At 47.8% G+C, this 24240-nt stretch carries 20 protein-coding genes; 13 read left to right on the forward strand and 7 right to left on the reverse strand.

The window, feature by feature from the left end; translation table 11 throughout:
• Positions 1-894 carry an N-formylglutamate amidohydrolase gene (locus tag CMM32_05790; GenBank protein MBT06412.1) on the forward strand — a complete coding sequence of 298 codons (894 nt, stop codon included), beginning with the start codon at positions 1-3 and terminating at the stop codon, positions 892-894.
• 99 nt (positions 895-993) lie between these two features.
• On the opposite strand, the gene CMM32_05795 is transcribed toward CMM32_05790, so the two are convergent.
• Positions 994-4473 (reverse strand): indolepyruvate ferredoxin oxidoreductase, encoded by a 3480-nt coding sequence (locus CMM32_05795; GenBank protein MBT06413.1) that lies wholly within the window; start codon positions 4471-4473, stop codon positions 994-996.
• Between the two features lie 245 nt (positions 4474-4718).
• Here CMM32_05795 and CMM32_05800 point away from each other — a divergent pair, with 245 nt between their 5' ends.
• Positions 4719-5711, forward strand: coding sequence for a protein CapI (locus CMM32_05800; protein MBT06414.1), 993 nt, complete (start codon positions 4719-4721; stop codon positions 5709-5711).
• A gap of 15 nt (positions 5712-5726) precedes the next feature.
• Here CMM32_05800 and CMM32_05805 read toward each other — a convergent pair whose 3' ends face one another.
• Positions 5727-7430, reverse strand: a complete 1704-nt coding sequence (locus CMM32_05805; GenBank protein ID MBT06415.1) for a formate--tetrahydrofolate ligase — start codon at positions 7428-7430, stop codon at positions 5727-5729.
• A 225-nt stretch (positions 7431-7655) separates the two neighbouring features.
• Here CMM32_05805 and CMM32_05810 point away from each other — a divergent pair, with 225 nt between their 5' ends.
• Entirely contained in the window at positions 7656-8099 is a 444-nt protein-coding gene (locus CMM32_05810) for a hypothetical protein (protein MBT06416.1), read from the forward strand.
• Here the strand turns inward: CMM32_05810 and CMM32_05815 are convergent.
• Complete coding sequence (locus CMM32_05815) at positions 8096-8992, reverse strand: 4-(cytidine 5'-diphospho)-2-C-methyl-D-erythritol kinase (GenBank protein MBT06417.1); 897 nt, start codon at positions 8990-8992, stop codon at positions 8096-8098. The two genes, CMM32_05810 and CMM32_05815, sit on opposite strands and share 4 nt — an antisense overlap.
• A 1-nt stretch (position 8993) precedes the next feature.
• Positions 8994-10778, reverse strand: coding sequence for a hypothetical protein (locus CMM32_05820; GenBank protein MBT06418.1), 1785 nt, complete (start codon positions 10776-10778; stop codon positions 8994-8996).
• Positions 10779-10941: 163 nt separating this feature from the next.
• Here CMM32_05820 and CMM32_05825 point away from each other — a divergent pair, with 163 nt between their 5' ends.
• From CMM32_05825 to moaB, 4 genes are all read left to right on the forward strand, one after another.
• Positions 10942-11133, forward strand: a complete 192-nt coding sequence (locus tag CMM32_05825) for a hypothetical protein (protein MBT06419.1) — start codon at positions 10942-10944, stop codon at positions 11131-11133.
• A gap of 87 nt (positions 11134-11220) precedes the next feature.
• The gene (locus CMM32_05830) at positions 11221-11979 is read left to right on the forward strand and encodes a uracil-DNA glycosylase (protein MBT06420.1); all 759 of its coding nucleotides are present in this window, start codon (positions 11221-11223) and stop codon (positions 11977-11979) included.
• A gap of 109 nt (positions 11980-12088) precedes the next feature.
• Positions 12089-14146 (forward strand): transglycosylase, encoded by a 2058-nt coding sequence (locus tag CMM32_05835; GenBank protein ID MBT06421.1) that lies wholly within the window; start codon positions 12089-12091, stop codon positions 14144-14146.
• Positions 14133-14663: a molybdenum cofactor biosynthesis protein B gene (gene moaB, locus CMM32_05840; GenBank protein MBT06422.1), complete on the forward strand. Its 531-nt coding sequence runs from the start codon at positions 14133-14135 to the stop codon at positions 14661-14663. The genes CMM32_05835 and moaB overlap by 14 nt, the downstream gene beginning before the upstream one ends.
• Before the next feature lie 14 nt (positions 14664-14677).
• Here the strand turns inward: moaB and CMM32_05845 are convergent, their stop codons facing one another.
• Positions 14678-15361, reverse strand: coding sequence for a hypothetical protein (locus CMM32_05845; GenBank protein MBT06423.1), 684 nt, complete (start codon positions 15359-15361; stop codon positions 14678-14680).
• The gene (locus CMM32_05850) at positions 15289-16050 is read right to left on the reverse strand and encodes a glycosyl transferase family 2 (GenBank protein MBT06424.1); all 762 of its coding nucleotides are present in this window, start codon (positions 16048-16050) and stop codon (positions 15289-15291) included. The genes CMM32_05845 and CMM32_05850 overlap by 73 nt, the downstream gene beginning before the upstream one ends.
• Positions 16051-16194: 144 nt before the next feature.
• Between CMM32_05850 and CMM32_05855 the strand changes: the two genes are divergently transcribed.
• The gene (locus tag CMM32_05855; protein ID MBT06425.1) at positions 16195-16803 is read left to right on the forward strand and encodes a ribonuclease HII; all 609 of its coding nucleotides are present in this window, start codon (positions 16195-16197) and stop codon (positions 16801-16803) included.
• A 140-nt stretch (positions 16804-16943) separates the two neighbouring features.
• Positions 16944-18053, forward strand: a complete 1110-nt coding sequence (locus tag CMM32_05860; GenBank protein MBT06426.1) for a modification methylase — start codon at positions 16944-16946, stop codon at positions 18051-18053.
• 7 nt (positions 18054-18060) lie between these two features.
• Here CMM32_05860 and mutY read toward each other — a convergent pair whose 3' ends face one another.
• On the reverse strand, positions 18061-19134 hold the full coding sequence (mutY, locus tag CMM32_05865) for an A/G-specific adenine glycosylase (GenBank protein MBT06427.1): 1074 nt from the start codon (positions 19132-19134) through the stop codon (positions 18061-18063).
• Positions 19135-19219: 85 nt separating this feature from the next.
• Between mutY and CMM32_05870 the strand changes: the two genes are divergently transcribed.
• From CMM32_05870 to CMM32_05885, 4 genes are all read left to right on the forward strand, one after another.
• Positions 19220-19534 carry a hypothetical protein gene (locus tag CMM32_05870; protein MBT06428.1) on the forward strand — a complete coding sequence of 105 codons (315 nt, stop codon included), beginning with the start codon at positions 19220-19222 and terminating at the stop codon, positions 19532-19534.
• Positions 19535-19585: 51 nt separating this feature from the next.
• A complete protein-coding gene (locus CMM32_05875) occupies positions 19586-20170 on the forward strand; it encodes a disulfide bond formation protein DsbA (GenBank protein MBT06429.1) in 585 nt (194 codons plus the stop codon).
• Between the two features lie 111 nt (positions 20171-20281).
• Complete coding sequence (gene smc, locus CMM32_05880) at positions 20282-23806, forward strand: chromosome segregation protein SMC (GenBank protein ID MBT06430.1); 3525 nt, start codon at positions 20282-20284, stop codon at positions 23804-23806.
• Positions 23807-23928: 122 nt separating this feature from the next.
• Complete coding sequence (locus tag CMM32_05885) at positions 23929-24222, forward strand: hypothetical protein (GenBank protein ID MBT06431.1); 294 nt, start codon at positions 23929-23931, stop codon at positions 24220-24222.
• Positions 24223-24240 lie beyond the last annotated feature (18 nt).

A 24240-nucleotide genomic window follows, 5' to 3' on the forward strand; every position in this document is an offset into this window, starting at 1 on the left:
GTGAAAATCGTTGATGCTATGGTGAAGCATAAATTCCCTCATATCGGAACTTTTTCCCTCGACAGGCCGGATCTTCAAAGGTTTCCTATTGTGGTTTCATCTCCGCACAGTGGGCGTTTGTATCCCTCTGATTTCCGAAAAATAGCACGTATTTCTGTGGACAGTTTAAGACGATCTGAGGATCGTTTTGTTGATCTTTTGGTTGAAGATATTCCTGTCCTAGGAGTCCCGGTCTTGGCAGCAAACTTTCCTCGTAGTTTTCTTGACTTAAATCGGAGTCCAATGGATTTAGATCCGGAACTTATTAGTGGGCTATCAACAACCTTAACCAGGGGTTTGATGAGCCCAAGAGTACGTCAGGGTTTAGGCGTTATCCCGAGGGTGGCTGCAAATGGAGCCGAGATTTACAACCAGTCCTTATCAATTGGAGACGCCCGAAGGCGGTTGCTAAGTTATTATTTCCCCTATCATAAAATGTTACGAGCTCTAATTTCTTCTACGTGTGCCAAGTTTGGGTTGGCGGTGCTTTTTGATGTCCATTCTATGCCCTCTAGGGCCGTGAATATTAGTGGCAATGCCCCCCGTACTGTCGTGCTTGGCAATGCCTTTGGTAGCTCTGCACCAGCGTATTTGACTGATATGGCTTTGAAAATATTTTCGAGGTTGGGTTATCAAGTTTTCCGAAATGAGCCCTATTCGGGCGGATTTATAACTCAGCACTATGGCCAACTAGAACGGGGTGTTTTTGTTCTGCAAGTCGAGATTTGCAGGGCAGCCTACATGGATGAGGAGACACTCAGGCCCAGGGAAGGCTTCTCTGGTGTTAAGAAAGACTTAGCCCAATTTGTTATGGAGTTTGCCGAGAGCTTGTCATTACTACAAGCGGCTGAGTAGTTTAGGTTGACCCACAAATTTCCTATGAAGTGTGAACACTTGGTTTTTCTGGCGCTGGTGGATTATGGTTTTAGGCAAGAGCCCCAAGATAGGTATTCTCTATTCCGCTGCCACGGGCCGGGTTTCCGGGTTATGGAAGGATTCCAGAAGTTTTGTTTCTCGTTCTTTTGCCTCGCGTACACTTTTCTCTTTAACATGGCCAAATCCACGAATTTTTTCTGGAATTTCGGCAATCTGCACTGCAAGTTCGTAGTTCTCGTGGTCAAGTTTTGCGGCAACATCCTTTATAGTGTCAAAGTATTCGTTAATCATTTTCCGTTCCAGCCTGCGCTCTTCAGTATAACCAAATATATCCAATGCCGACCCACGAACAAATTTCAACTTGGCTAACAGTCCAAATACAGTGAGAACCCAGGGGCCAAACGACATTTTCTTAAGTTTACCGCTATTAGGATCTTTGGGAGCAAAGAGGGGTGGGGCTAAATGAAAAGTCAGTTTGTACTCCCCCTCAAATGTCTTCCGTATTTTATCCCGGAATTCTGGGTCTGAATGTAACCGAGCTACTTCGTACTCATCCTTGTAGGCCATTAGTTTGAATGCATATTTTGCCACGGCTTTAACAAGGAAGGTTTTCCCTGGGGTAGCATTTTCTTCCAATTTTTGTATATATCGTACAAGCTCTGTATAGCGGCTAGCATATGCACGATTCTGATATTTTTGAAGAAACTTTTCACGGTGACCAATGATTTGCTCAAGAGTTTCTGAAAGCTCTTGAACAGGGCCTTGTGTTGAACGCTCCGCCGCGGCAGCCTCTGCCGATTCTAGGTCGTGTGCCGCCAATCGGCCCCAGGCAAACGCACTTTTGTTCATTTCCACTGCGACGCCATTGAGTTCAATTGCCCGCTCAATGGCCTCAGCGGAAACAGGAATCAACCCTCGTTGATAGGCGTTCCCCAGCATAAAAACATTGGTTGCTATTGAATCGCCAAACAATGCAGTAGCTATNTTGGTNGCTTCAAGNAAGTGNCTGTTTTTNTCTCCCGACGCTTTCNTGATTGNTTTCTGGTTTGNTNAAGATTGGAAATCTAGNTTGGGGTNATGAATGAACCCTGCAACAGGTGTNTTATGTGAATTAATGATCGCCCGAGTTTCACCACGCCGAACTTTTGCAAGAGCCTCGGGGCTAGCAGAGACAACTAGATCACATCCAAGTAGAAGGTCTGCGCTGCCGGCCCCAAGCTCAACCGAGTGCAATTCTTCAGGTTGATTAGCAATTTTTATATGGCTTACAACCGCCCCTCCTTTTTGTGCAGCACCCATAATGTCGAGAACAGAACATCCTTTTCCTTCCAGATGGGCAGCCATTCCAAGCAATGCTCCCACCGTGACGACCCCAGTACCTCCAATGCCTGTCACAAGAATTTTGGAGGGCCGATTTAAGAGAGGCAACTCAGGGTTCGGAAGCTTGCCGACAAGTGGATCAGACGTTGTGCTAGCAGTTGACGTATTCGGCTTGCGNAGTCCTCCCCCGTTTATAGTTACGAAACTCGGNCAAAAGCCTTTAACGCAAGAGAGGTCTTTATTGCAAGTCGATTGATTGATTACTCGCTTCCGTCCGAACTCTGTTTCAAGAGGTTCTACTGAAACGCAATTTGATGCTGTAGAACAATCGCCGCATCCCTCACATACTGCTTCATTGATAAAGGCGCGTTTTGGAGGGTCAATCATTGTGCCCCGTTTTCTCCGCCGCCTTTTTTCGCTNGCACAGGTCTGATCATAAATTAGGGTAGAGNCCCCCTGCCACTCACGAAGTTCTTTCTGGACTTCATCTAAGTTGTCGCGATGATGAATGGTTGTGCCGGGAGCGAAACTTGATCCAATCGTGTATTTTTCGGGTTCGTCGCTAACAATGGCAATTCGGCGGATTCCCTCGCCATAGAATTGGAATGTTATGTCTTCGACGTTGATTTTACCGTCGACTGGCTGGCCACCAGTCATGGCTACGGCATCATTAAACAAAACTTTGTAAGTCATATTAGCGCCTGAGGCCACTGCAGCCCGAATTGCAAGGAATCCTGAGTGGTAGTAGGTGCCATCACCTATATTGACAAACACATGTTGGTTCCCATTGAAGGGCGCTTGCCCAATCCATGTCACGCCTTCAGCCCCCATGTGAGTGTAGGTATCCGTGTTTCGGTTCATTTTCTGAACCATAAAATGGCAACCAATCCCGCTTAAGCCCCTGCTTCCTTCAGGCACTTTGGTTGACGTATTATGGGGACACCCAGAGCAGAAATAAGGGGTTCGCAGTATTTGGGCGCTGTCCGAGGATGGGGTAGTTCTATCACGTAATAGCTCAGCCTGGCTGCGGAGCTTTTCCTTATCTCCCAAACCTCCAATCCTTGCCGCCAATGCTAAGCCAATTCCCTCTGACGTAAGTTGATAGGTAGAAGGGAATAATGTCTCCCCTGTTTCATCGTTTTTACCAATGACGAGAGCCGGTCGGTTCTCTTCATTAAATAAAATTTCCTTTATCTGGTCTTCTATAAGACCTCGTTTTTCTTCCACCACAATTATCGTGTCCAAGCCAGCGGCAAATTCCAACAAACCTTCTTTTTCGAGAGGCCATACGAGTGCTGGTTTATACAAACGAACTCCCAGTCTTTTGAGGTCCGTTTCATCTAAATCCAAGTCCGATAAAGCCTGGCGGGTATCGAGGTAGGACTTTCCTGCAGCGACAATCCCTAAAGTATCGTTATCTCCCTGCATCACTATCTTATCAATTTTGTTGGCTCTCGCGTAGGCTTGTGCTGCTGCCAACTTGTATTTGTGTAGTCTCTCCTCTTGATCCAGTTGGGGGTCCGGCCAACGAATATTGAGGCCATCGGCCGGAAGGATTGCGTCCTTAGGTAGGACAGTGGTAAGTCGATCGGGATCGACATAAACTGAAGCTGATGAGTCAACTGTAGTTGTGACACATTTGAAGCCGGTCCAGCACCCAGAGAAGCGGGACATGGCAAATCCGTGTAGACCTAGGTCAAGAAATTCTTGCACTCCCGCCGGGCTAAGCACCGGGATCATGGCGTCCATCATTGCATATTCGCTCTGGTGAGCGAGTGTCGATGACTTTGCAGTGTGATCGTCACCCATTAGGGCAAGCACTCCCCCGTGAGGTGAAGTCCCCGCAGCGTTGGCGTGCTTGAAGGCGTCGCCACAGCGGTCTACGCCAGGCCCCTTACCATACCAAATGCCGAATACACCATCAAATTCTGTCTTCTCCAGCAAGTTTATTTGCTGGGTCCCCCATACAGCAGTGGCTGCCAGATCTTCATTTACACCTGGCTGAAACTTAATATCATTATTTGATAAGAAGGCTCGAGCTTGCCAGAGTGCCATGTCGTATGCCCCAAGGGGCGAGCCCCTGTACCCAGAAATGAAGCACCCGGTCTTCAGGCCGGAAATTTTGTCCCGCTGTTTTTGCAGCATAGGTAGGCGCACCAAAGCCTGGGTCCCCGTCAGGTATACCCTTCCAGATTCAGCGGTGTACTTATCATCAAGCGTTGCTTGTGCCATGTTCATAGTGCCTACACTCCCTCACCAAAAAGATTCGACGTCCGCGATAATCAACGATTATGATGCCCTATTTAATCAAATTGTGGGTGTTTTTCATAGTTAATAAGCCCTATTGTCTGAAGCGTTTGGGGTTTTAACACACGATTGGACCCTTATGCGAAAGGAAGAAAAGAGCTTGGGGCAAGGAGGGCTAAGATTTTGAGTGTTCGTGTGACTATCTTTGGGACTGCAATAGCGGTTATTGGTGAAATATTATGACCACTGTCGTTACTGGTGCAGCTGGCTTTATAGGCCATCATGTTTCCCTGTCGCTAGTTTCCAGGGGAGAGCGGGTAGTTGGGTTGGATAATCTAAACAATTATTACGATGTGGCGTTAAAGCAGGCCCGGCTGAGCCGGCTAGAGAGTAATCCTTCTTTTCACTTCGAACAGCTGGACATATCAAGAGAAGTTGACTTAGCTTCGGTCTTTGAACGATATGGTCCCATCCATAGGGTTGTGCATTTAGCGGCTCAAGCTGGGGTAAGATATTCCATCGAAAATCCAATGGCATATGTTCAATCGAATCTTGTCGGTCAAATTGTTGTCTTGGAGCAGTGCAGGCGTCATGAACCATTTGAGCATCTAGTATATGCAAGTTCAAGTTCTGTCTATGGCGGCAATACCAAACTTCCTTTTTCAACTGATGATCCAGTTGATAACCCCATTTCATTGTATGCTGCTACCAAACGAGCGGATGAATTGATGGGCTATTGTTACAGCCATCTTTATGGAATTCCGGCAACAGGCTTAAGGTTTTTTACAGTTTATGGGCCNTGGGGNAGGCCNGACATGGCTGCTTATCTNTTTGCTGAGGCNATCCTGGNAGGAANNCCAATAAAATTGTTNAATNATGGAAANATGAGGAGAGACTTTACTTATATTGATGANATCGTTTCAGGGGTAATTGCTGCCTTGGATCGACCTCCCGTGTCTAGTAACGGNGGAAAAAATTGCCCGCCACACAAGTTATATAATCTGGGCAACAATAACCCGGAACCGCTAACGAAATTTGTTGAGTTGTTGGAGATGGCACTAGACCGTAAGGCCTTGGTTGAGATGTTGCCCATGCAACCTGGGGATGTGGCCGAGACTTACGCAGATATTACAGCGGCGCGAAAAGATTTATCCTTTGCACCTAGGGTCACAATTGAGGAAGGGTTGCCACTATTTGTTTCCTGGTTTCGCGAGTATCACGGAAGGTAAACTGATTTAGTTTGTTTAGAATAGCCCGGTGATCCGACCATCCTTGTCTAGGTGGATGTCTGCCGCGGCTGGACGTGATGGCAGCCCCGGCATTGTCATGATTTCCCCACAAACGGCAACTATGAATCCGGCCCCTGCTGCCAATCTTATATCTGTTATTTTTAAGTCGTGCCCAGCAGGCGCCCCTTTTATCTTGGGGTCGATAGAAAAGCTGTACGGTGTTTTCGCCACACAAATTGGTAGTGAACCGAATTCTTGGTTCTGTAACTCATTCAACTTTCTGTCCGCAGAGGGATTAATGGTAACAGAATCAGCGCCATAAATTTGTGTTGCGATTATCTCTATCTTNTTTTTTAACAGTTCATGATCATCATACAAGAGTTGGAATTTTCTTGGTTTGTTGTCTATGATAGAGACGACTTTCTCGGCAAGAGAGATCGCTCCCTCGCCGCCAGTTGCCCAGTGATCACATTCAGAGATCTCTGCCCCAATAGAGGAGCAGTAGTCCTTAAGGGATGCAATCTCTTTTTGGGTGTCTGAGGTAAAGCGGTTTAAGGCTATGATAACAGGGACATCAAATTTTCTAATATTATTTACATGTCTAGCTAAATTTTCACAGCCGTGTTTCAGAGCGTTAATATTCTCCTTCCACAGGTCATCGCGGTCAACGCCACCATGCATTTTCAAGGCTCGAATGGTAGCTACTACCACGGCGCAATCTGGCTCTAAGCCGGCTTGACGGCACTTAATATTGAAGAATTTTTCAGCCCCTAGGTCAGCGCCAAAACCGGCTTCTGTGACAACATAATCTGCAAGTTTGAGGGCTGTCTTGGTGGCTATCACCGAGTTGCATCCGTGGGCTATATTTGCAAAAGGTCCCCCGTGAACTAGAGCCGGTGTCGCTTCCAGCGATTGGACCAGATTTGGGAGAAAAGCATCTTTTAGGAGAGCTGTCATTGCGCCATTGGCATTTAGATCCGAGGCCTTGACAAANTTCTTCTTCAGGTCTGAACCAACGATTATTTGACCAAGACGATTGTCCAATTCCTTTAGGTTTTCCGAGAGGCAAAGAATAGCCATGACTTCACTTGCTACGGTGATATCAAAGTTTCCTGAGTGGGAAAACCCATTAGAAACTGCTCCGAGACCAAGTACGATTTCCCGGAGTGCGCGATCATTCATATCCACCACGCGGCGCCAAGTGAGACGCCGCGTGTCAAGTTGTTTTTGGTTGCCCCAATAAATATGGTTATCTACCATGGCGGCTAGGAGATTATTTGCGGCACCGATGGCGTGAAAGTCGCCCGTAAAGTGAAGNTTTATATCTTCCATTGGAATTACCTGTGCGTATCCACCTCCTGCCGCTCCGCCTTTCATGCCAAAGCATGGGCCGAGGCTGGGTTCCCGCAGACAAATAGCTGTTCGCACTCCTATTTGCTGTAAAGCGTCACCGAGTCCAACTGTAGTTGTTGTTTTTCCTTCTCCTGCTGGAGTGGGGGTTATGGCGGTTACCAAAATTAACTTTCCTGATGTTTTTTGTTCTTTAATTATTCTGGCATCCAATTTGATTTTAGCCTTGTTTTCACCAAAATTTATCAGTTGGCTTGGGGACAGTTTTAATTTGGAAGAGGCTAACTCTGTAATGGGCATGCAGTTGGCATCCCGAGAGATTTCGAGGTCAGTTTTAGGGTTACTGTGTTGTTCGTGTGAATATGACATTCATTCTTGAAAGATTAATCTTAGATATGTGTGTTTATTTTTGGTCTGAGGNCTATCCGCTTAAAGTTATCTTTTTCTGAGGTCTAAAACTGATCACTCGTTATTACTTAAATGGATTAATTGCTTAAGAAAAGACCAAATAAGGACTTATTATAAAAGACTGCTCTTGTGCAATAGTTCCCCCATTTATTATATTGCAGAAAGTTGGGGGGTTTCGTGAGTACAATGTTAACCAATCGTGACCAACAAGATGTCTCAAAGAGGGTCTTAGCAGCCCGAAATGGTCTCCACGATAAGCCTCTGGTGAAGTTTCTTCTAATTGGATTCGGGTGGCTAAATGTGGGGTTTGGGGCCGTGGGAGTGGTTGTCCCGGGAATTCCAACTACTATATTTCTATTAATTGCTCTCTGGGCTTTTTCTCAAAGCTCTGAGCGCCTTCGCTCCTGGTTGTACACCCATCATGTATTTGGTGCGTTTTTGCAGAATTGGAAGCAGCACGGAGTAATCCCAAGGAGAGCGAAGATTGCGGCTATATCGGTAATGTCTGTAAGTTGGGTTATATTAATTTTTCTTTCAGCAAAATGGATGGTTTGGGGTAGTGCTGGTTTGGTTATGCTGTGTGTTGCTGGTTTTATTGCAACTCGTCCTAGTGTTCCGCGCGGCGACTAGTGTTTTCCCTTCTTTCCTTTAATAAAAGTCTCCGTTACCCACCAATTAGGGTGGGCCTGTGCGATTTGCGATGCAGATGTGTGCGCCATTTTGTGATTTAGGAAGAGCCCAAAACACGTTGGGCCGCTCCCCGATAGGCGTGACAAATAGCAACCTTGGCTTTCTCTTAAACATGTCAACGCGGTCTTGATATCTGAGCACAAGATTTCGGCAGGGAGAGTTAAGGAGTTTGTCTTCCTAGACAAATAAGCTGCCAAGGATCCAGTCTTCGTGAATTTGAGGCGCTGGCTGCGGTTCTTGACGAATGGGCCTGTAAAAGCCTCAAAGACTGAATTGGTAGCAAGATTTTCTTTTGGTTTCACGAGGACCACCGCAAGCTTTTCGTTGGGTAAGGAAGCCTGGATTATTGTATCTCCAACTCCTCTAATGAGGGCCTCTCTTCCATGCATACAGACTGGAACATCGGCCCCTATACTCAGAGCTAGCCTCATTATATCTGTCTGATCGCTCGAAATGCCCCAATATTGAGATAGCAACGTAATGGTGGCGGCGGCGTCAGACGACCCGCCACCCAATCCAGCTGACACGGGTATGTTTTTAGTAAGGGAAATTCTTACCTTTGGCTCTATGCCTGCGAATGTTCCTAGGGCTAGTGCGGCGCGAATGACTAGATCTTGCTCTGGTTTTGCATCTATCTTTTTTGCGAAAGGCCCGGTGCGTACGAGTTCTAAACGATCTGCTCTTTCGATGGAAATCATGTCATGGAGTTCTGCGAAGGCTACCAAACTTTCAAGATTGTGAAATCCATCCTTGCGCGCTTCTTGGACATGCAAGAAGAGGTTAAGTTTGGCGTGGGCGGGCCGCCGAATAGCATCTGTATTGCCCAACTTCAAATCAAGAGTTGCTAGTAGTGTTGAGGGGCTTCTTAGGGTTGGGTCGTTTGAGTTTCTTTTGCACTGACTCCTTTAGATTTTTTTCGGGATCCAATGATAAGGCCCGTAACCATTGGAACTTGGCTTCAGAGTGACGGCCAATAGCCCAGAGCGCGTCGCCGTAATGGTCATTTATGACTGGGTCATCTGGACGAAGCTCTACCGCCCGTTCCAGATGGACCAAGGCGGCTTCAAATTCTTCTAGTCGATACAAAACCCACCCGAGGCTATCCACAATGTATCCATCATTTGGTCGCTGTTCCACAGCCCGTTGGATCATAGATTTTGCTTCTACAAGTTTCGTCCCTTGTTCCACCCATGAGTAACCCAAGTAATTCAGAACGAGTGGCTGATCCGGCTGAAGTCGAAGAGCCTGTAAAAAATCTATTTCCGCCCGCTCCCAATCATTACTTCTTTCTAGGGATATTCCACGAGCATAAAAAATACTCCAATGCCTCGTTTCAATAGGGTCTATCCGGGAAATCGCCTCATCATAAACGGCTATTGCATCATTATACTGTTCCCGACGCCGTAAAATATCTGCAAGCGCCAACAAGGGTTCAATCCTTCCAAGTTCTATCGTGGCTAATTTGCGCAGTTCAGAGCGCGCCTCTTTGGTGCGGCCAGTTTCTTCTAGGGAGTTAGCCATGCGAATTCTTGCGGACCACGAGTAGGGGGAGGTAGTTGGTATTGTCTGAAAAGTCGACACTGCTAGCGAGTGATTACCAATTGCTACATATATGTCTGCAAGTTGCACTCGGGCGGCGTCTAGATCCGGGTGAAGGAAGAGAGCTGTTTGACAGTATATTAGTGCGGGCTCGTACGCCCGTTCACGGAATAAGGAGGCGGAAATTTCAAACAGTGCCTCGGCAAAGCCTTGAGACGCAGTGATTACTAATTCTTTGCCCAATCTTCCACTCTCAAGACGAGATAAAGCATGTTGAAGCACCATATCTTCGGAGCCGGTTTTCGGAAAAGATTTATAGAGCTGTCGTGCCACCTCGGCGTCACTGTGAAGTTCGTAAAAAGCTCCTGCTGCTAATAAGGAGCGAAGAGAGGGTTGCCTTGTGTTGCTGAGCGCTTTGGTAAAGAAGGACGTGGCCTGTTTTTCTTTACCAAGAAGGTTACTTATCAAGGCTGCATGGTAGTCGTGGGTAGGAGCAAAGTTAGGCGAAGAGTTAAGGAAGTTTAGTGTATCTAGTGCTAAGGCTAAGTTGCCTTCCCCTGCCGTTGTCCAAGCCGAAAGGAGTGATTTAATGAAAGGGTAAAATCTTGTTTCCGGAAAGGCCTCAAGGATCTGCCCAGCTTCAGAAAAACTATTAGTTTTCACTTTACCAGCAGCTAACACCAGCAGTGCCAGTGGCTCAGGTCCACTCCGGTCTTTCAGGTGGCGCGCGACATCCAGTGCTTCCTCCAGGTTGCCTAGTGCAACCTGTGCGACCAACAGCTGATGTAGAAGTTCTGGATTGTCGGGATCCGATCTGACTGTTCGGTTGAAGAACTCAGCGGCGGCTTCTGGGTCAAAGATGCGGCGAGCGTGGTTTCCCGCTAAGTAACCGCCCAGGGCAGACTGTGGCATTGTTTGTATACCGCCTACACTAGTAGGGGCGTTACTTTTAGGTTTTTGAGTAACCCCGTCTTGGGAGGCACAACCCAAGAGTACCATGGTTGTAAGGATTGAAACGCTGCGTCCTATCCAGGATCGTATTAGCCCCACGATGCCTAGTTTGTCTTTTAGGTAATTCATTAGTGCATATTATTCATTTAGGTATTGGGTGTCCAATAGTCGAACTGGTAAAATACACAGAAATTTTAATGCTAACATTTGTATCCCATCTACCTCCAGTTTTGGTGTATATTCTCGGCAAGAATTAGGGATGCGGAGCAACCATACAGGAGCAGGCAATACTATGGCGAGTAAGAATAATCCAAGCCGGCGGAACCGGCAGCAGCAGGAAAAGATGTTTGACGGGAAGAAGGTCAAGCCCGTTCTATATGTGGGTTCTCACGTGGGCCACGGCCGTTATATGGCGACACAAGAGGAGGGTGGGAAGCTTGTTACGGACAAAAGTGGAAAGCCAGTGCCCTATAGCCAGGTATAGTTAGTATGACAATTAACACTTTTATGCGGGGTTGATTTGGTCGAGAGACCTCCAGATAATCTGGGCTCCCTGCGTTGGTTAGTAGAGATGGGTGCGGACGAGGGAGTGTCGAATTGCGCAATAAATAGGCTTGGCAGGATGCCTGGTTGGCCGGGCCGGGGCGCTGTTTCCCGCAGCATCCATGATAATTCTCAATCCCCGGCGCTAGTGGAAAGCGGGAGGCAAGATTTTGTGTCGTCTGAGCAAAGGGCCGAGTTTGAGAATATACGTAGCCTAAGCCAATTAAAGGAAATGGTGGAGAATTTTGAGCTATGTGGCTTAAGGAGGACAGCGACCAAAACAGTCTTTGCGGATGGTAATCCAGAAGCCGATGTGATGCTTGTGGGAGAGGCTCCGGGCGCCGAAGAAGATCGGTCTGGCCTTCCATTTGTTGGGGCAGCGGGACAGTTGTTGGATCGTATGTTGGCTGCAATAGAGTTGGACAGAACTTCCGTATATATTACTAACTTGTTGTTCTGGCGGCCACCAGGTAATAGGAATCCTACTAATGAGGAAATTCAGCAATGTCTGCCTTTGGTGGAACGACACATAGCGTTGATTCGGCCTCGTATTTTGGTCTTGGTTGGGAGCATTTCTGCTAAAACTCTCTTACGGCAGTCTGAAGGTATTACTCGGTTGCGAGGCCGATGGTATGAATATGAGTTGGTTGCTCCCAAAATTTCANTTGCCACCACGTGTATTTTTCACCCTGCTTTTCTTTTGAGGCANCCCCAAAATAAGCGTGAGGCTTGGAATGATCTTATTGCAATCCGAGAGCGCCTAAACCAGTTGACGGGAACCAGCTAATAAGATCTCAAAATTAAGCGTTTAAGTTTTTGAACATTTTGTGACTACCTNCCAATATTTGGTGCAGAACCTGACTATATTGATACTATATGTAGGTATTCAATAGAATGTGGTCAGGCGCATAGTTGTTGTCCACGCTGGGCGCATTGCGGAAAACGTAAAACTGGCTTATACGAGAGCGCGAATTCTGAGGGTAGTGATGTTGTCTAAATATTCCACTTTGGGTTTAGCTTTTACTCTGATGCTTGCTTGGGCTCCGTGTTCTCAATCTGGTGTGTCCTCTCAACCCTTTGGTGACAGCCATTTTGTGGCGGTTTCAACCGAGATTAATCCTGGGTCTATTGTAGTGGCTGCTCGCCAGGAAATCGCCTCGGATCTAGCGATGTCTGGGGAAGTGGGCGGTAATTCCCAGAAGCCAGGGGCGNTGCGTTTAGCAGCACTCTCCTATGAGCCAGCAGGTCTTTACGAGACCAGCAATTTACCGACTATATTATCCGATTCGGACATTTCGAGATATAGAAAAATTTTTGAGCTTCAGGATCAAGGGGCGTGGTCGGAGGCTGACCATCTTATTGGCGAGTTAGTGGATGATATTTTGTTGGGGCACGTGAGATTCCAGCGATACATGCATCCAACAGCATATCGATCCAAGTTTATGGAATTAGCAACTTGGCTCGAGGATTATATCGATCAACCAGGATCGCATAGGATCTATCGGCTGGCTATGAAACGTAAGCCTGGGGGTAGTTCCAGTCCAATTGAGCCGGATCGCAGGTATTTGCATGGTGTAGGGGCGGGTACTCCGTCACCGATACCGCCGCTGCCACGGAGAGCTCTTGAGGCGAAGCAGCGTGTTGTGATTTCTGAATTAGAGGCTGAAATAGCTACCCTAATAAGCAGGGGTATGCCAACAAGGGCCACAGAGCTACTTGAGCGATCAGTTGCTGCCCAATCTTGGATGACCGAAGCTGAGATAGATCGATTGAAGGCTAATATTGGCAGAGGCTTCTACTCCTATGGAAAGGATGAACGTGCTTTAAGTATGGCGGACAGNGCGGCTCAACGTTCTCGGCACTATGTTCCAGATGCATATTGGATAGCTGGATTGGCGTCGTGGCGCCTTGGGGAAGTGGCTTATGCTGTGCAGGCCTTTCAAAATGTGGCGGCCAATGAGTCGGGTAGCGAGGCGCTCAGAGCCGCCGGAGCGTTTTGGGCGGCGCGTGCCCACGAGGCCTTGGGAAACAAGTCTTTAGCTAAGAGTTATTTTGGCCGAGCTGCAGACTTCTCCTACACGTTGTATGGGTTGCTTGCGTTGAGGGTGCTGGGCCAGGTTCCTCCTTTTCATTGGGAGGCTATTAGTCTCTACTCTTACGATCTGGATGGCCTCATTGTTATGGAGCATGTGAAGCGTGCCATAGCTCTCAAACAAATTGGCCAAGATAGATTGGCAGAGCAGGAACTACGCGTTTACTTTCCGCAGGCGCCCGAAGCACTCCGGTCCGCATTGTTGCGGATAGCGGTTGCGTTAGACCTACCGGCTTTGCAGATACGAATAGCTGGATTGTTGGCTGGCAGGGATCTCTCACAGTATGAATCCGCCCTCTATCCAATACCGATGTGGCACACAAGAAACGATGAGTTTTCCATTGACCAGCCGCTTCTGTTAGCACTTATAAGGCAGGAATCGATTTTTGATGAAAGAGCAAAAAGTCGCCGCGGAGCCCGAGGGTTAATGCAGCTAATGCCGAGAACGGCCACTTTCATTGATGGTGATTACAAGTATCACACTAATAGGAACCATGCGGATAAGCTTTTTGAGCCAGGGTTAAATTTGGAGCTTGGCCAGAGTTATTTGCAGCATTTGCTTGGCGGTGAACAGTTTGATGGAAATCTTCTCTTTGCGCTGGCAGCTTATAACACCGGGCCTAGCAAGGTGAAAAAATGGGTTCAGCATGTGGATTTTCGTTCAGACCCATTGCTGTTTCTGGAGAGTGTTCCCTCACCCGAGACTAGGAAATTTCTCAGTCGAGTTTTGACTAACTTTGCAATTTATGGACATCGTTTCGGCAGGGACTGGGGACACTTTGATGCTCTCGCGTCCGGTGAATGGCCCAAGTATGTTCATGGTCGGGAGGATGTAGGAGTACGGCGCGTTGCCAGGGATTGATGAGAAAAGGCCGTTTTTGCCTGTGCAGATTGCGATATTAACAATTTCTGATACCCGCACAAAAGCTGATGACCGATCAGGGGAGGTTCTGGTCGGTCGGATAAAAGATGCGGGGCACAAACTTTATGCTCGAAATATAGTGCCGGATAGCGTGGGTGATATTAACGCACAGCTGGTTTCTTGGATAGATGACCCTCAGGTTGATGCGGTGATAGCCACGGGTGGAACTGGTTTGACAGGCAGAGATGTCAGCCCAGAGGCGTTCGAGAGGCTTTATGATAAGCATATTCAAGGTTTCGGGGAGCTTTTCCGAATGCTTTCGTTTGATAAAATTGGAACATCGACGATTCAATCTCGTGCTACGGCTGGGGTCGTCCGCGGTACTTACCTTTTCTTAGTTCCTGGTTCGCCCANCGCTTGCAAGGATGCGTGGGATGGGATACTTGTCCATCAACTTGATAATCGTTATAGGCCATGTAATTTTGTGGAGTTGATGCCGCGACTTACTGAAGTTTAAGTCTGCTCTCCCAGTTAGTAGTATTTTTTGTCAGCAGTGTTCCTCCAGCGTTCCCAGGAAGGCCCATCATCTACGTCTTCTAGCTCTTCCAGGAATTTCACAGTCATACTATGTCTGATGTTGCTTAGCGTTTGGCCAAGCGTCTCGTTTGTTGACCACTGTACATTTTTGAACGGCATAAAATTGGTCGGCCGTCTCTTCATCCCTATAAGCCAGAAACCTCCATCTTTGGCCGGTCCAATTACAAAGTTGGAGTTTCCTAAAGCCTTAAATGCTGATTGAATGTGTTGTGCATTTATACTTGGAATATCTCCTCCAATAATTACCAAAGGCCCAACCTTTTTATTGCGTGATACTTTCTCCATGCGTTCTCCGAGTTCGCCTCGTCCTTGTAACACGCGCTGAAAATATCCTGGCCAGACCCTAGTTGTGTTGGCTAATGTGTCGGGTGTAAGTGCCAGGTGGCACAGCCAACGTTTGTCGGCACTCAAGCGGCGGTATAGTTTTTGTGTCACGATTCGGGAAAAACGCAAAGCTTCAATTGGGCCAATGTCTGCTNCTAGGCGCGTTTTACTAGTGCCTAGAAGTGGTATTTTTGTGAGGATAAATAGCTGTTTTTGAAGGGTCAACTTGGGCCTGTTTCGTANAGTCTTTTTATGGTTTCTATTGGNACGCCTATGAAGTACAGGCACAAACACATCATGTTTCTAACGGCTCTTAGAAGAACTCCCGTTCGCTTGTAACGCCGACCTGAGGTTAGCGCAAAAGCTCTAAGAACTACAATGTTGCGGCGACCAATTCGTTGACAGAAGTTGATATCCTCCATAATCTCCAGCTCTCTATATCCTCCCAATTGGGTATAGTAACTGCTTTCAATGAGCATTCCTTGGTCGCCATATACCAGGCCAAGATTGCTTCTGACCATTACAAGCTTTTCTAGAAGCCAGGCTGATAGGCCGGTCAAGTCGTTTTGATATTGGAAGGCGGCTGCTTTTCTTCGGTTTTGTGAGACCATGATAAANTGTGAAACAGTTTGGCTCCAGCGGTCATCTAGAATTGTGTCAGCATGTAGAAAAAGAAACCAAGGTTTGGTTGCTACTGCTGCTCCCGCTCTTAACTGTTGTCCCCGGCCACGGGGCGCGACTATGAATTNGCAGCCATGGCTTTTTGCGATGTGGATCGTGCCGTCTGAAGATCCGCCGTCTGCGATGATGATCTCCCCGACTAGTCCACTCAGTGGTTTTAAGCACTGGTCTAATTGGGATGTTTCATTCAGAGTAGGTATAATTACTGATAGGTTTGGAAGGGGAATTCTAGAGTGTGTTATGGAACGCTCCAGTTCAAAATGGCGATTATGCAGGTTTACCTGAGGCGCTTCGGGTTCCATTATAGTTTGGGCGGCATGGCAAAGATTATTCAGATGGTAAAACTTGCAGCCCCTGAAGAGTGTAAGGCTGGCGACACTATACGCTGCTTATTTCTAAGTCGCTACTAGGAAAGACTTAATGCTTTTGCGTGGAATATAGGGTTGATGTTGAAACTTCCAGACTTTTGTATTGAAGATGGTTATAATGGCTTGGTTTGTGGCGTTGATGAGGTCGGAAGGGGGGCCTTATGTGGCCCAGTCCTGGCTGCTGCTGTCATTTTGGATAGAAACAACGTTCCTAAGGGCATTAAGGATTCTAAGCTATTGGCGCCGGGGAAACGTAGGTGTTTGTACTCGGAGATTATAGGGTCTGCTGCTTCGGTTGGCGTAGCTAGTGTGTCGGCACAGGAGGTGGACAGGGTGAACATTCTTAATGCCTCTCTTCTGGCCATGGGACAAGCCGTTTCTAATTTGGGTTTGGAGCCTGACGTGGCTCTGATAGATGGCAATAAAGTCCCCGATCTGGACTGTCTGTCACGCTTTGTGATAGGGGGGGATCGTTTGTCCATATCCATAGCGGCAGCTTCTATTGTGGCAAAAGTGGAACGGGATGGAATTATGGCGAGATTAGCCTTGCAGTATCCTGGGTATGGATGGGAGAGTAATATGGGTTACGGTACNGCTCGACATCTTGAAGAAATTAGGAGTGCCGGCATTACCCCCGAGCATCGGAGGAGCTTTCGTCCGGTTGCCGAGGTNCTGCGTCAATATTAAATGTGGCTAACTTTTGGCTTCGGCATCACTTGCTTCTGTACCCAAATAAGGGATATGATTCAGGTTAGTACGTGGATTTTCCAGATTCATCTCTAGCATCTTGTAGTAAGCCATTGAGTCATAAAGAGGGAAGCCTTTGTATGAGCCCGGACCGCATTTTTGATGATCAGCCTTTTGGAAAGGTGTTGACAGGCAACTGCGTGGCATTGATGGACCAGATGGCAACTGGTTCGGCGGACTTAATTTTTGCTGACCCTCCTTACAATCTTCAGTTACAAGGGGAACTTAAGCGGCCAAACCATACAAAAGTAGTAGGAGTGTCTGAGGAGTGGGACAAATTCTCGGATTTCGCAGACTATGATGAGTTTACACGCTCGTGGTTGATCGCTGCACAACGATTGCTGTCTGAAAGTGGGTCGCTCTGGGTGATTGGGAGTTATCACAATATCTTTCGAATAGGATCCATTTTACAAGATCTGGGGTTTTGGATACTTAATGATGTTATTTGGCGTAAGACAAATCCCATGCCGAATTTCCGTGGGAGACGCTTTGCTAACGCCCATGAGACCCTCATTTGGTGTGTAAAATCCAAAGATAATAAGGGCTACACATTTAATTATCAGGCATTGAAGATGNTTAACGAAGACCTGCAAATGCGTTCGGATTGGTCGCTTCCTATCTGTTCTGGTCATGAGCGCCTGCGCAATGGTGATGAAACCGCTCATCCAACTCAAAAGCCAGAGGCTTTGCTTTATCGATTGATACTGGGGACTAGCAATCCCGGAGATCTTGTGCTTGATCCTTTTTTTGGGACGGGCACTACAGGTGCTGTCGCTAAGGAGCTTGGAAGAAGATACATTGGGATTGAGCAGGATTCGAAATACTCGCTAATGGCTCGAGAACGATTAATTAAGGTTGAACCGAGACGTGGCGATGATATCGAGACTACTCCCTCCAAACGCACGCAGCGGCGTGTGCCGTTTGGTAATTTAGTTGAACGAGGTCTGCTCGTACCCGGGGCTATTCTCTATGATCATAGCCGCCGTTTGACTGCACGAATTCGTGCTGATGGGTCGCTCGTGGCAGGTGGTGTGACAGGTTCTATCCATGGTGTTGCAGCATCCTTGCAGGGTTCCCCTAGTTGCAATGGCTGGACATTCTGGTTTTATGAAGACGCTGGCCAACTAGTGCCTATAGATATCTTGAGACAAAAGGTAAGGGCTGAGCTAGTTTCATTGGGGACAGGCTAAAATGTTTTTATTCCTTAGGTGTTGAGGTAATCAGCAGGACAACTTTTCGCATTAAGCTTGGGAATGGTTGAGAATTTAGATCCTCCACTGCGCACCAAAATGTTCCGATGGGTTGGCTGCTGCTCTTAGTGGTGTAGACGTCGAGTATCAATTTGAAATGGCTGAAAGTATGGTGGATTTTTGCGTTAAGTGGAGACCATCGTGCATTAGAGATTGGGGCATAAGATGTGATTTCATTCGGCGCGATGGGCCTTTGAAACCACTCGGAGGTGATGACTTCGGTCATGCCCCCCAGTAGGCCGTGGTCGGGGCGTTTTTGGAGTAGTACGGCTCCATTTGGATGACGGACTGCAAAGACCACTCCAAATCGCGTTGCTTTTTTAGGGTTTGGCTTTTTGATTGGCCAACGACTTGGGGTTCCTGATGTATGCGCTTTGCACCCCGTCGACCAAGGGCATTGGGTGCAGACGGGTTTCTTCGGGGTGCAAATTTGTGCACCTAGGTCCATCATCGCCTGGGCAAAGTCGCCGGGCCTTTCTTTGGGAAAGATCTTAAGGGCGGCCTGTGCTATTGTTTTCTTTGCTCGAGGTAAGGGCGTTTCTATCGTGAGTAACCGAGCTAATATCCTCTCAACATTTGCATCTATAACTGTCGTTGGAATATTAAAGCCAATAGCTAATATAGCAGAAGCGGTATAAGGCCCTACACCAGGAAGGGATCTCAGTTCCTTGGNGGTACATGGAAAATTGCCATTGTGATGGTCCACGAGAGCCCGTGCGCAGGCATGTAAATTACGTGCTCGAGCGTAGTATCCAAGCCCTGCCCAGGAATGAAGTATTTGTTCTCTCGGGGCTTTGGCTAAAGTGTCTAGTGTTGGCCATTGGTGTATGAACTTATTAAAATAGGGAACTACTGATGCGGCTCGGGTTTGTTGCAGCATTATTTCGCTNAGCCACACATGGTAGAGGTTGGGTAGGTGGTCTGGTGCAGTTCGCCAAGGAAATTGGCGTCGGTTCACGTCGTACCATTCCAATAATACTTCAGCATTTTTTTTTGATAAGGGCTTAAGGTTACTAACCATTGTCGAATATCTAAATTTGTGAGCCTTTTTGATGGGTTTTGTGTTACTTTGAGCCTAAATTTTTATCTTACTCAATAGGAGTATTATGCCTCGGGGTAAAGTGCGTTTGGCTCATCTACTGCCGAAAATTACTCGGGAGGCATTTCGGGACCGGGGCTTTTATCAGGCCTCAATTTTGACTAATTGGGCGGACATTGTTGGAAAAGAAATGGCATCTAGGAGTTGTCCAGAAAAAATTTCAAAAGCAGGTGTATTGACTGTGAGGGTCGAGGGATCATTTGCTCTCGAGTTTCAGCACATAGAACCTCAATTATTGGAGCGAATTGCGACCCATTTCGGGCACAAAGCGGTCGGTCGGATATCTTTGAGGCAAGGTCCCATCCCGAGAGATAAAACCTAGCAATGTATAGGTAAGGTCAATGTTTTTAGAAACTCATATATTGGTGAGAGTATGTTAAGTAGAATATTGTTGGCGGCGGCGCTGATTTTTGCGACTTCTTTGNCTGGGTNAAGGGCGGAGGTGACTGATGAAAAAGTGCTGGGTGATCCCGGTGCAAGGGTTACCATTATTGAGTTTGCTTCTCTTAGTTGCCCACATTGCGCGGAATTTCATAAAACTCGATTCGATTGGTTGAAAAAGACCTACATTGATACTGGCGAAGTAAGATTTATATTTCGTGATTTTCCCCTGAATCGAGCAGCTTTGTTGGGCTCAATGGTGGCGCATTGCGCGGAGCCAAGTAAATACTTTGCCTATCTTAGTCTCTTGTTTAAGAATCAGGAGAAGTGGGCCTTCTCGCAGCCAGTTGAGGAACACTTGGTAAAGCTAGCAAGGGTCTCAGGGATGGGCCAAGAGAAATTATTAAATTGTTTGCAGGATGAGGCATTGGCAGAGAGAATAATTCAATCTCGGTTGGAGTCCCAAAATACTTATAACATTGAATCAACTCCTAGTTTTCTGGTGGGGGACGAGCTTATAATCGGCGTGCCAAGCGAGGATCGTTTGCGAGAATTGATCGAAGGAGTAGGGCACTAGACTAGCCTGGGTGGCCAACTGTTGAGGAGCCTGTATATAGTGCTGGTATGACAAGGTGGCACAGTATATAGTGCTATGTCTCCGTCTTGAGGAGATAGCTGGCCAAGCCGACTGGGGCATATCAGAGTGCAATTTTCACGTCTCAAACTAAACGGTTTCAAGTCCTTTGTTGACCCCACCGAATTGTCTATTTCCCCTGGCGTAACCGGTATTGTGGGACCAAATGGTTGCGGCAAGTCAAATTTGGTCGAGGCTCTCCGTTGGGTTATGGGTGAAAACTCAGCGAAGCAAATCCGCGGATCGGAGATGGATGATGTTATTTTTGCGGGGACGGCTTCTCGTTCCGCAAGACATAGTGCTTCAGTAGAGTTATTACTAGAAAATAGGGATCGTGATGCGCCTGCACCTTATAATAATGGTAGTGCGATTCGTGTTTCCCGCCACATCGAACGGGGGGCCGGGTCATCTTTTCGAATTAATGAAAAAGAGGTCAGAGCCCGNGACCAACAATTGCTTTTTGCTGACGCGTCTTCCGGCGCGCGATCTACAGCAATCGTAAGCCAAGGGCAAGTTGGGGCGGTCATCAATGCAAAACCTAGTCAGCGTCGCCATTTATTAGAGGAGGCTGCTGGAATAACTGGCCTTCACTCTCGTCGACATGAGGCAGAACTGAGATTGAAGGCGGCAGAAGGAAATGTTGAACGTCTAGATGATCTTTTGGTGGCCCTAGGAAACCAGTTACAAGCCTTAAAGCGTCAGGCCCGCCAAGCCTCCAGATATAAGAGTTTAAGTGGGCGGATCAGAAAAGCTGAGGCTATGTTGCTTTATAGTCGTTGGGCTACAGCGGATTCAGATGTTGATGCGGCTTCCAGGGAGCTTGGATCAGTTGAGAGGGAACTCCTAACTTGTGAGGCAGATACTGCTCGGGCTACAACGGCCCAGAGCAACGCGGCCTCTGCGCTTCCACAACTGCGGAAAAACGAATCTGAGGCTGCTTCTATAGTGCATAAACTCACGGCGGAGATGGAACGAATAGATGATGAGGTAGAGAGAGTTAAACGCGAAATTGAGGGGCTGACCAATCAATTGGAGATGGTTCGGGCGGATAAAGAACGAGAAAGGTTGCTTCACGGAGATTCGGCAACTCGTTTGGCGGAATTGACTCTGGAGGCAGACGAGCTTCGAGCTAAAGCCGAAGAAGAAAGTGATTTGCCGGATAAAGCTGCAGAAGCCGTTGAGAGGTGCCGGAANCTGGCCGGCGAAAAAGAGGCTATGGTGGCGGCGCTCACGGAGCAATTGGCAGCAGGTAGAATGGCACACTCCAATTTGGAACAAAGGTTGCATAAGCTGAACACCAAGGCTAAGGAGTTAATTAGTAAAAAAGAGTCTTTGGTATTGGAGAAGGACTCTATAAGTGTGCGGCAAGAAGGCTCTGGCTTGGGCAAAGAGCGTGAACAACTTAAGCTAATGCAGGATCGCTCCGAGGGCCTCCGAGAATCATTTCGCGCGGCGTCCGCCCNACGCAAAACGTTCAATGACGACCTTGTGGATGAAAGGCGTATGGTTCATATGGCCGGTGAGGACTTGCACCAACTAGTCCTTAGGGTAGATCGCCTAAGAGCTGAACTGGCTACTCTCGAGAAGGTGATGGGGGGGGGAGGTGTGCAAGGTTCTGGTTCTAGTAGGGACCATTCTATGGTGAGCCAAATTCAAGTTGACCCCGGATATGAGCGCGCAGTCAGTGCGGCGCTGGGTGCAGACCTTGCTGCTTCCACAGAGCCAGGTTCCTCTATGACGTGGTTGTTACTAGAGGGCGACGGGCCCAATCTTCCGAGTGGAGTTAAAGCGTTATCGGATTTTGTTCGGAGCCCCGCTGCACTAAAACGGCGATTGCTACAAATTGGTGTGGTTGAAGATCGGAACCATGGAGATGCTCTGTGGCCAAGCCTCTATCAGGGACAGCGATTGGTAACTTGTAAGGGTGATTTCTGGAGGTGGGACGGATTTAAGCGANAGGCAAGTGCACTTNCCTCATTAGGGCAGCGCTATAGCCAACTACGCAGAATTGCCACTTTAAGGTCGGAAATAGGTATTGGGGAAGCGGAGTTGGAAGAGGCGAAGGTTATCCAATTGGGCTTGGAGACTGGTCTTAGGGAGAAGGAATCCCAATTGGACCTTTTGCAAGAGGCTGAGGAAAATGCACAAAGCAGCGTTCAAGCTCAAGAAAGTGCCGTTGCACGTGCTAGTCAGCACTTAGCAGAGCGTTCTGAAGCTCTCGCAGAGGATTCTGCCCGCCTCCAAATCCTCCAAAATACCATGGGCCAAATCGAAGAAGCTCTGAGTGACGTGGAAATTGAAAAAGGGGTGGTGCATGGTGAATTGTTGCAACTGCCAGATCAGGCCACTGCTGCAGAAACCCTCGAAGAAGAGAAGGCTGCTCTGGCCCTANCAAGAAATCATTTGGAGGTAGAACTGCGTAATCAGGAGCAGGTGTTGCGCACTCAAGAGGTAAGGGCTGAGCGGCTGAGTGCAGTGGCCGAGGAGGCTTCCCTGTGGAAGGGCCGTGGGGCCGGAGCCGAGCACCAGATAGAGGCGCTAATTTTGCGAGAAGCGGAAGTTGAGAAGCTTATCGAAGGTGGCCGATTACGGCCAAATGAACTGGAGTCCAAAAAGACGGCGCTTGTTGACCAAGTAGCTATGGCTGAACGTGGGCGCCTTGAGGCGGCTGAAGAATTGTCTGAAGCAGAAAATAAACTCCGCAGGGTCGACGAAGATTTTAAAAATGCGACTGCCGTATTAGCTAATTGCAGAGAGGCAAAGGCCCGAATAGAAGGAAAGCGCGAGCAGGCTATCGCATTGAGGTCAGTTGAGGAGCAGCAAATCAGGGAGCGTCTGGGCGGGAGTCCGGGAGAACTGCTGGGGATAGCNGAGNTGTCTTCTGCGGAGCAGTTACCTCAGTTATTAGCTCTGGAGAAGCAGATGGAAAGGTTGCTTCGGGAACGTGAAAACATGGGTGCTGTGAATTTGCGAGCCGATGAGGAGGCGACTGAGCTTTCNGCGCAGGTGGAAACNTTAGATGGCGAAAAGGTGGAACTTCTGCAGGCTGTTGCGAAATTGCGTTCGGGCATTGCCTCCCTTAATAGGGAGGGTCGTGAGAGGTTGTTAGAGGCCTTCGAACAAGTGAATGGTCATTTTGAGAAATTATTTGTGCGCTTGTTTGGGGGAGGCAGGGCACGGTTATCCTTGATTGGAAGCGACGACCCACTTGAGGCGGGGTTGGAGATTATGGCTAGTCCGCCTGGCAAACGACTCCAGGCTTTGTCCTTGATGTCGGGGGGTGAGAAGGCATTGGCGGCTTTGTCACTGCTTTTTGCAGTTTTTCTCACAAANCCCGCGCCGATCTGTGTACTGGATGAGGTCGATGCACCATTAGATGACGCTAATGTGGAGCGGTTTTGTCAATTGGTTGAAGAAATTGCTAGTCATGGAAAGACCCGCTTTCTAGTAATTACTCACCATCGTTTAACTATGGCGAAAATGGATCGGCTTTATGGTGTGACAATGGGTGAGAGTGGGGTATCGCAACTTGTGTCCGTGGACCTGCAGGTCGTGGGGAACCTTGAGGCAGCGGAGTGATTTTATCCGGTAAAACAATGTTTTATGAATTTTATTGGTTCACTTGACAGGATTTTTGGCACCACTTATTGTGGCGCCGCTTTGGCATGCGTTGATAGCTATTCCCAAGGTATGGAAATTTGATGAGCAGGAATGATCAAGTGGCTTCGTTGGAGGACCTGGATAAGAAGTTAGAACGTGTGAAAACAACGCGCAAAGGCGTCGAACTTGCAAAAGGATCGTCTGCAGGAATGGGGTATGCATTTCGGCTTGCTACGGAGATGGTGGCAGCCCTGTTAGTGGGGGGCGGGATAGGTTGGTTATTGGATACTTGGTTGGGAACAAACCCTTGGGGGTTGTTGGTATTTCTGTTTGTTGGATTTGTTGCAGGTATTTTGAATGCATTTAGGACAGGACAGCGGATAAATGCAGGCTAACTAGTTAGACATGATAGG

It is taken from the genome of Rhodospirillaceae bacterium, assembly GCA_002728255.1.
In the GTDB taxonomy this organism is placed as follows: domain Bacteria; phylum Pseudomonadota; class Alphaproteobacteria; order UBA7887; family UBA7887.

Bases quoted from the DNA above. Each gene is read 5' to 3' on its own strand.
- CMM32_05810 (MBT06416.1), top strand. From the start codon at position 7,656: ATGTTAACCAATCGTGACCAACAAGATGTCTCAAAGAGGGTCTTAGCA.
- CMM32_05820 (MBT06418.1), bottom strand. From the start codon at position 10,778: ATGAATTACCTAAAAGACAAACTAGGCATCGTGGGGCTAATACGATCC.
- CMM32_05825 (MBT06419.1), top strand. From the start codon at position 10,942: ATGGCGAGTAAGAATAATCCAAGCCGGCGGAACCGGCAGCAGCAGGAA.
- CMM32_05870 (MBT06428.1), top strand. From the start codon at position 19,220: ATGCCTCGGGGTAAAGTGCGTTTGGCTCATCTACTGCCGAAAATTACT.
- CMM32_05885 (MBT06431.1), top strand. From the start codon at position 23,929: ATGAGCAGGAATGATCAAGTGGCTTCGTTGGAGGACCTGGATAAGAAG.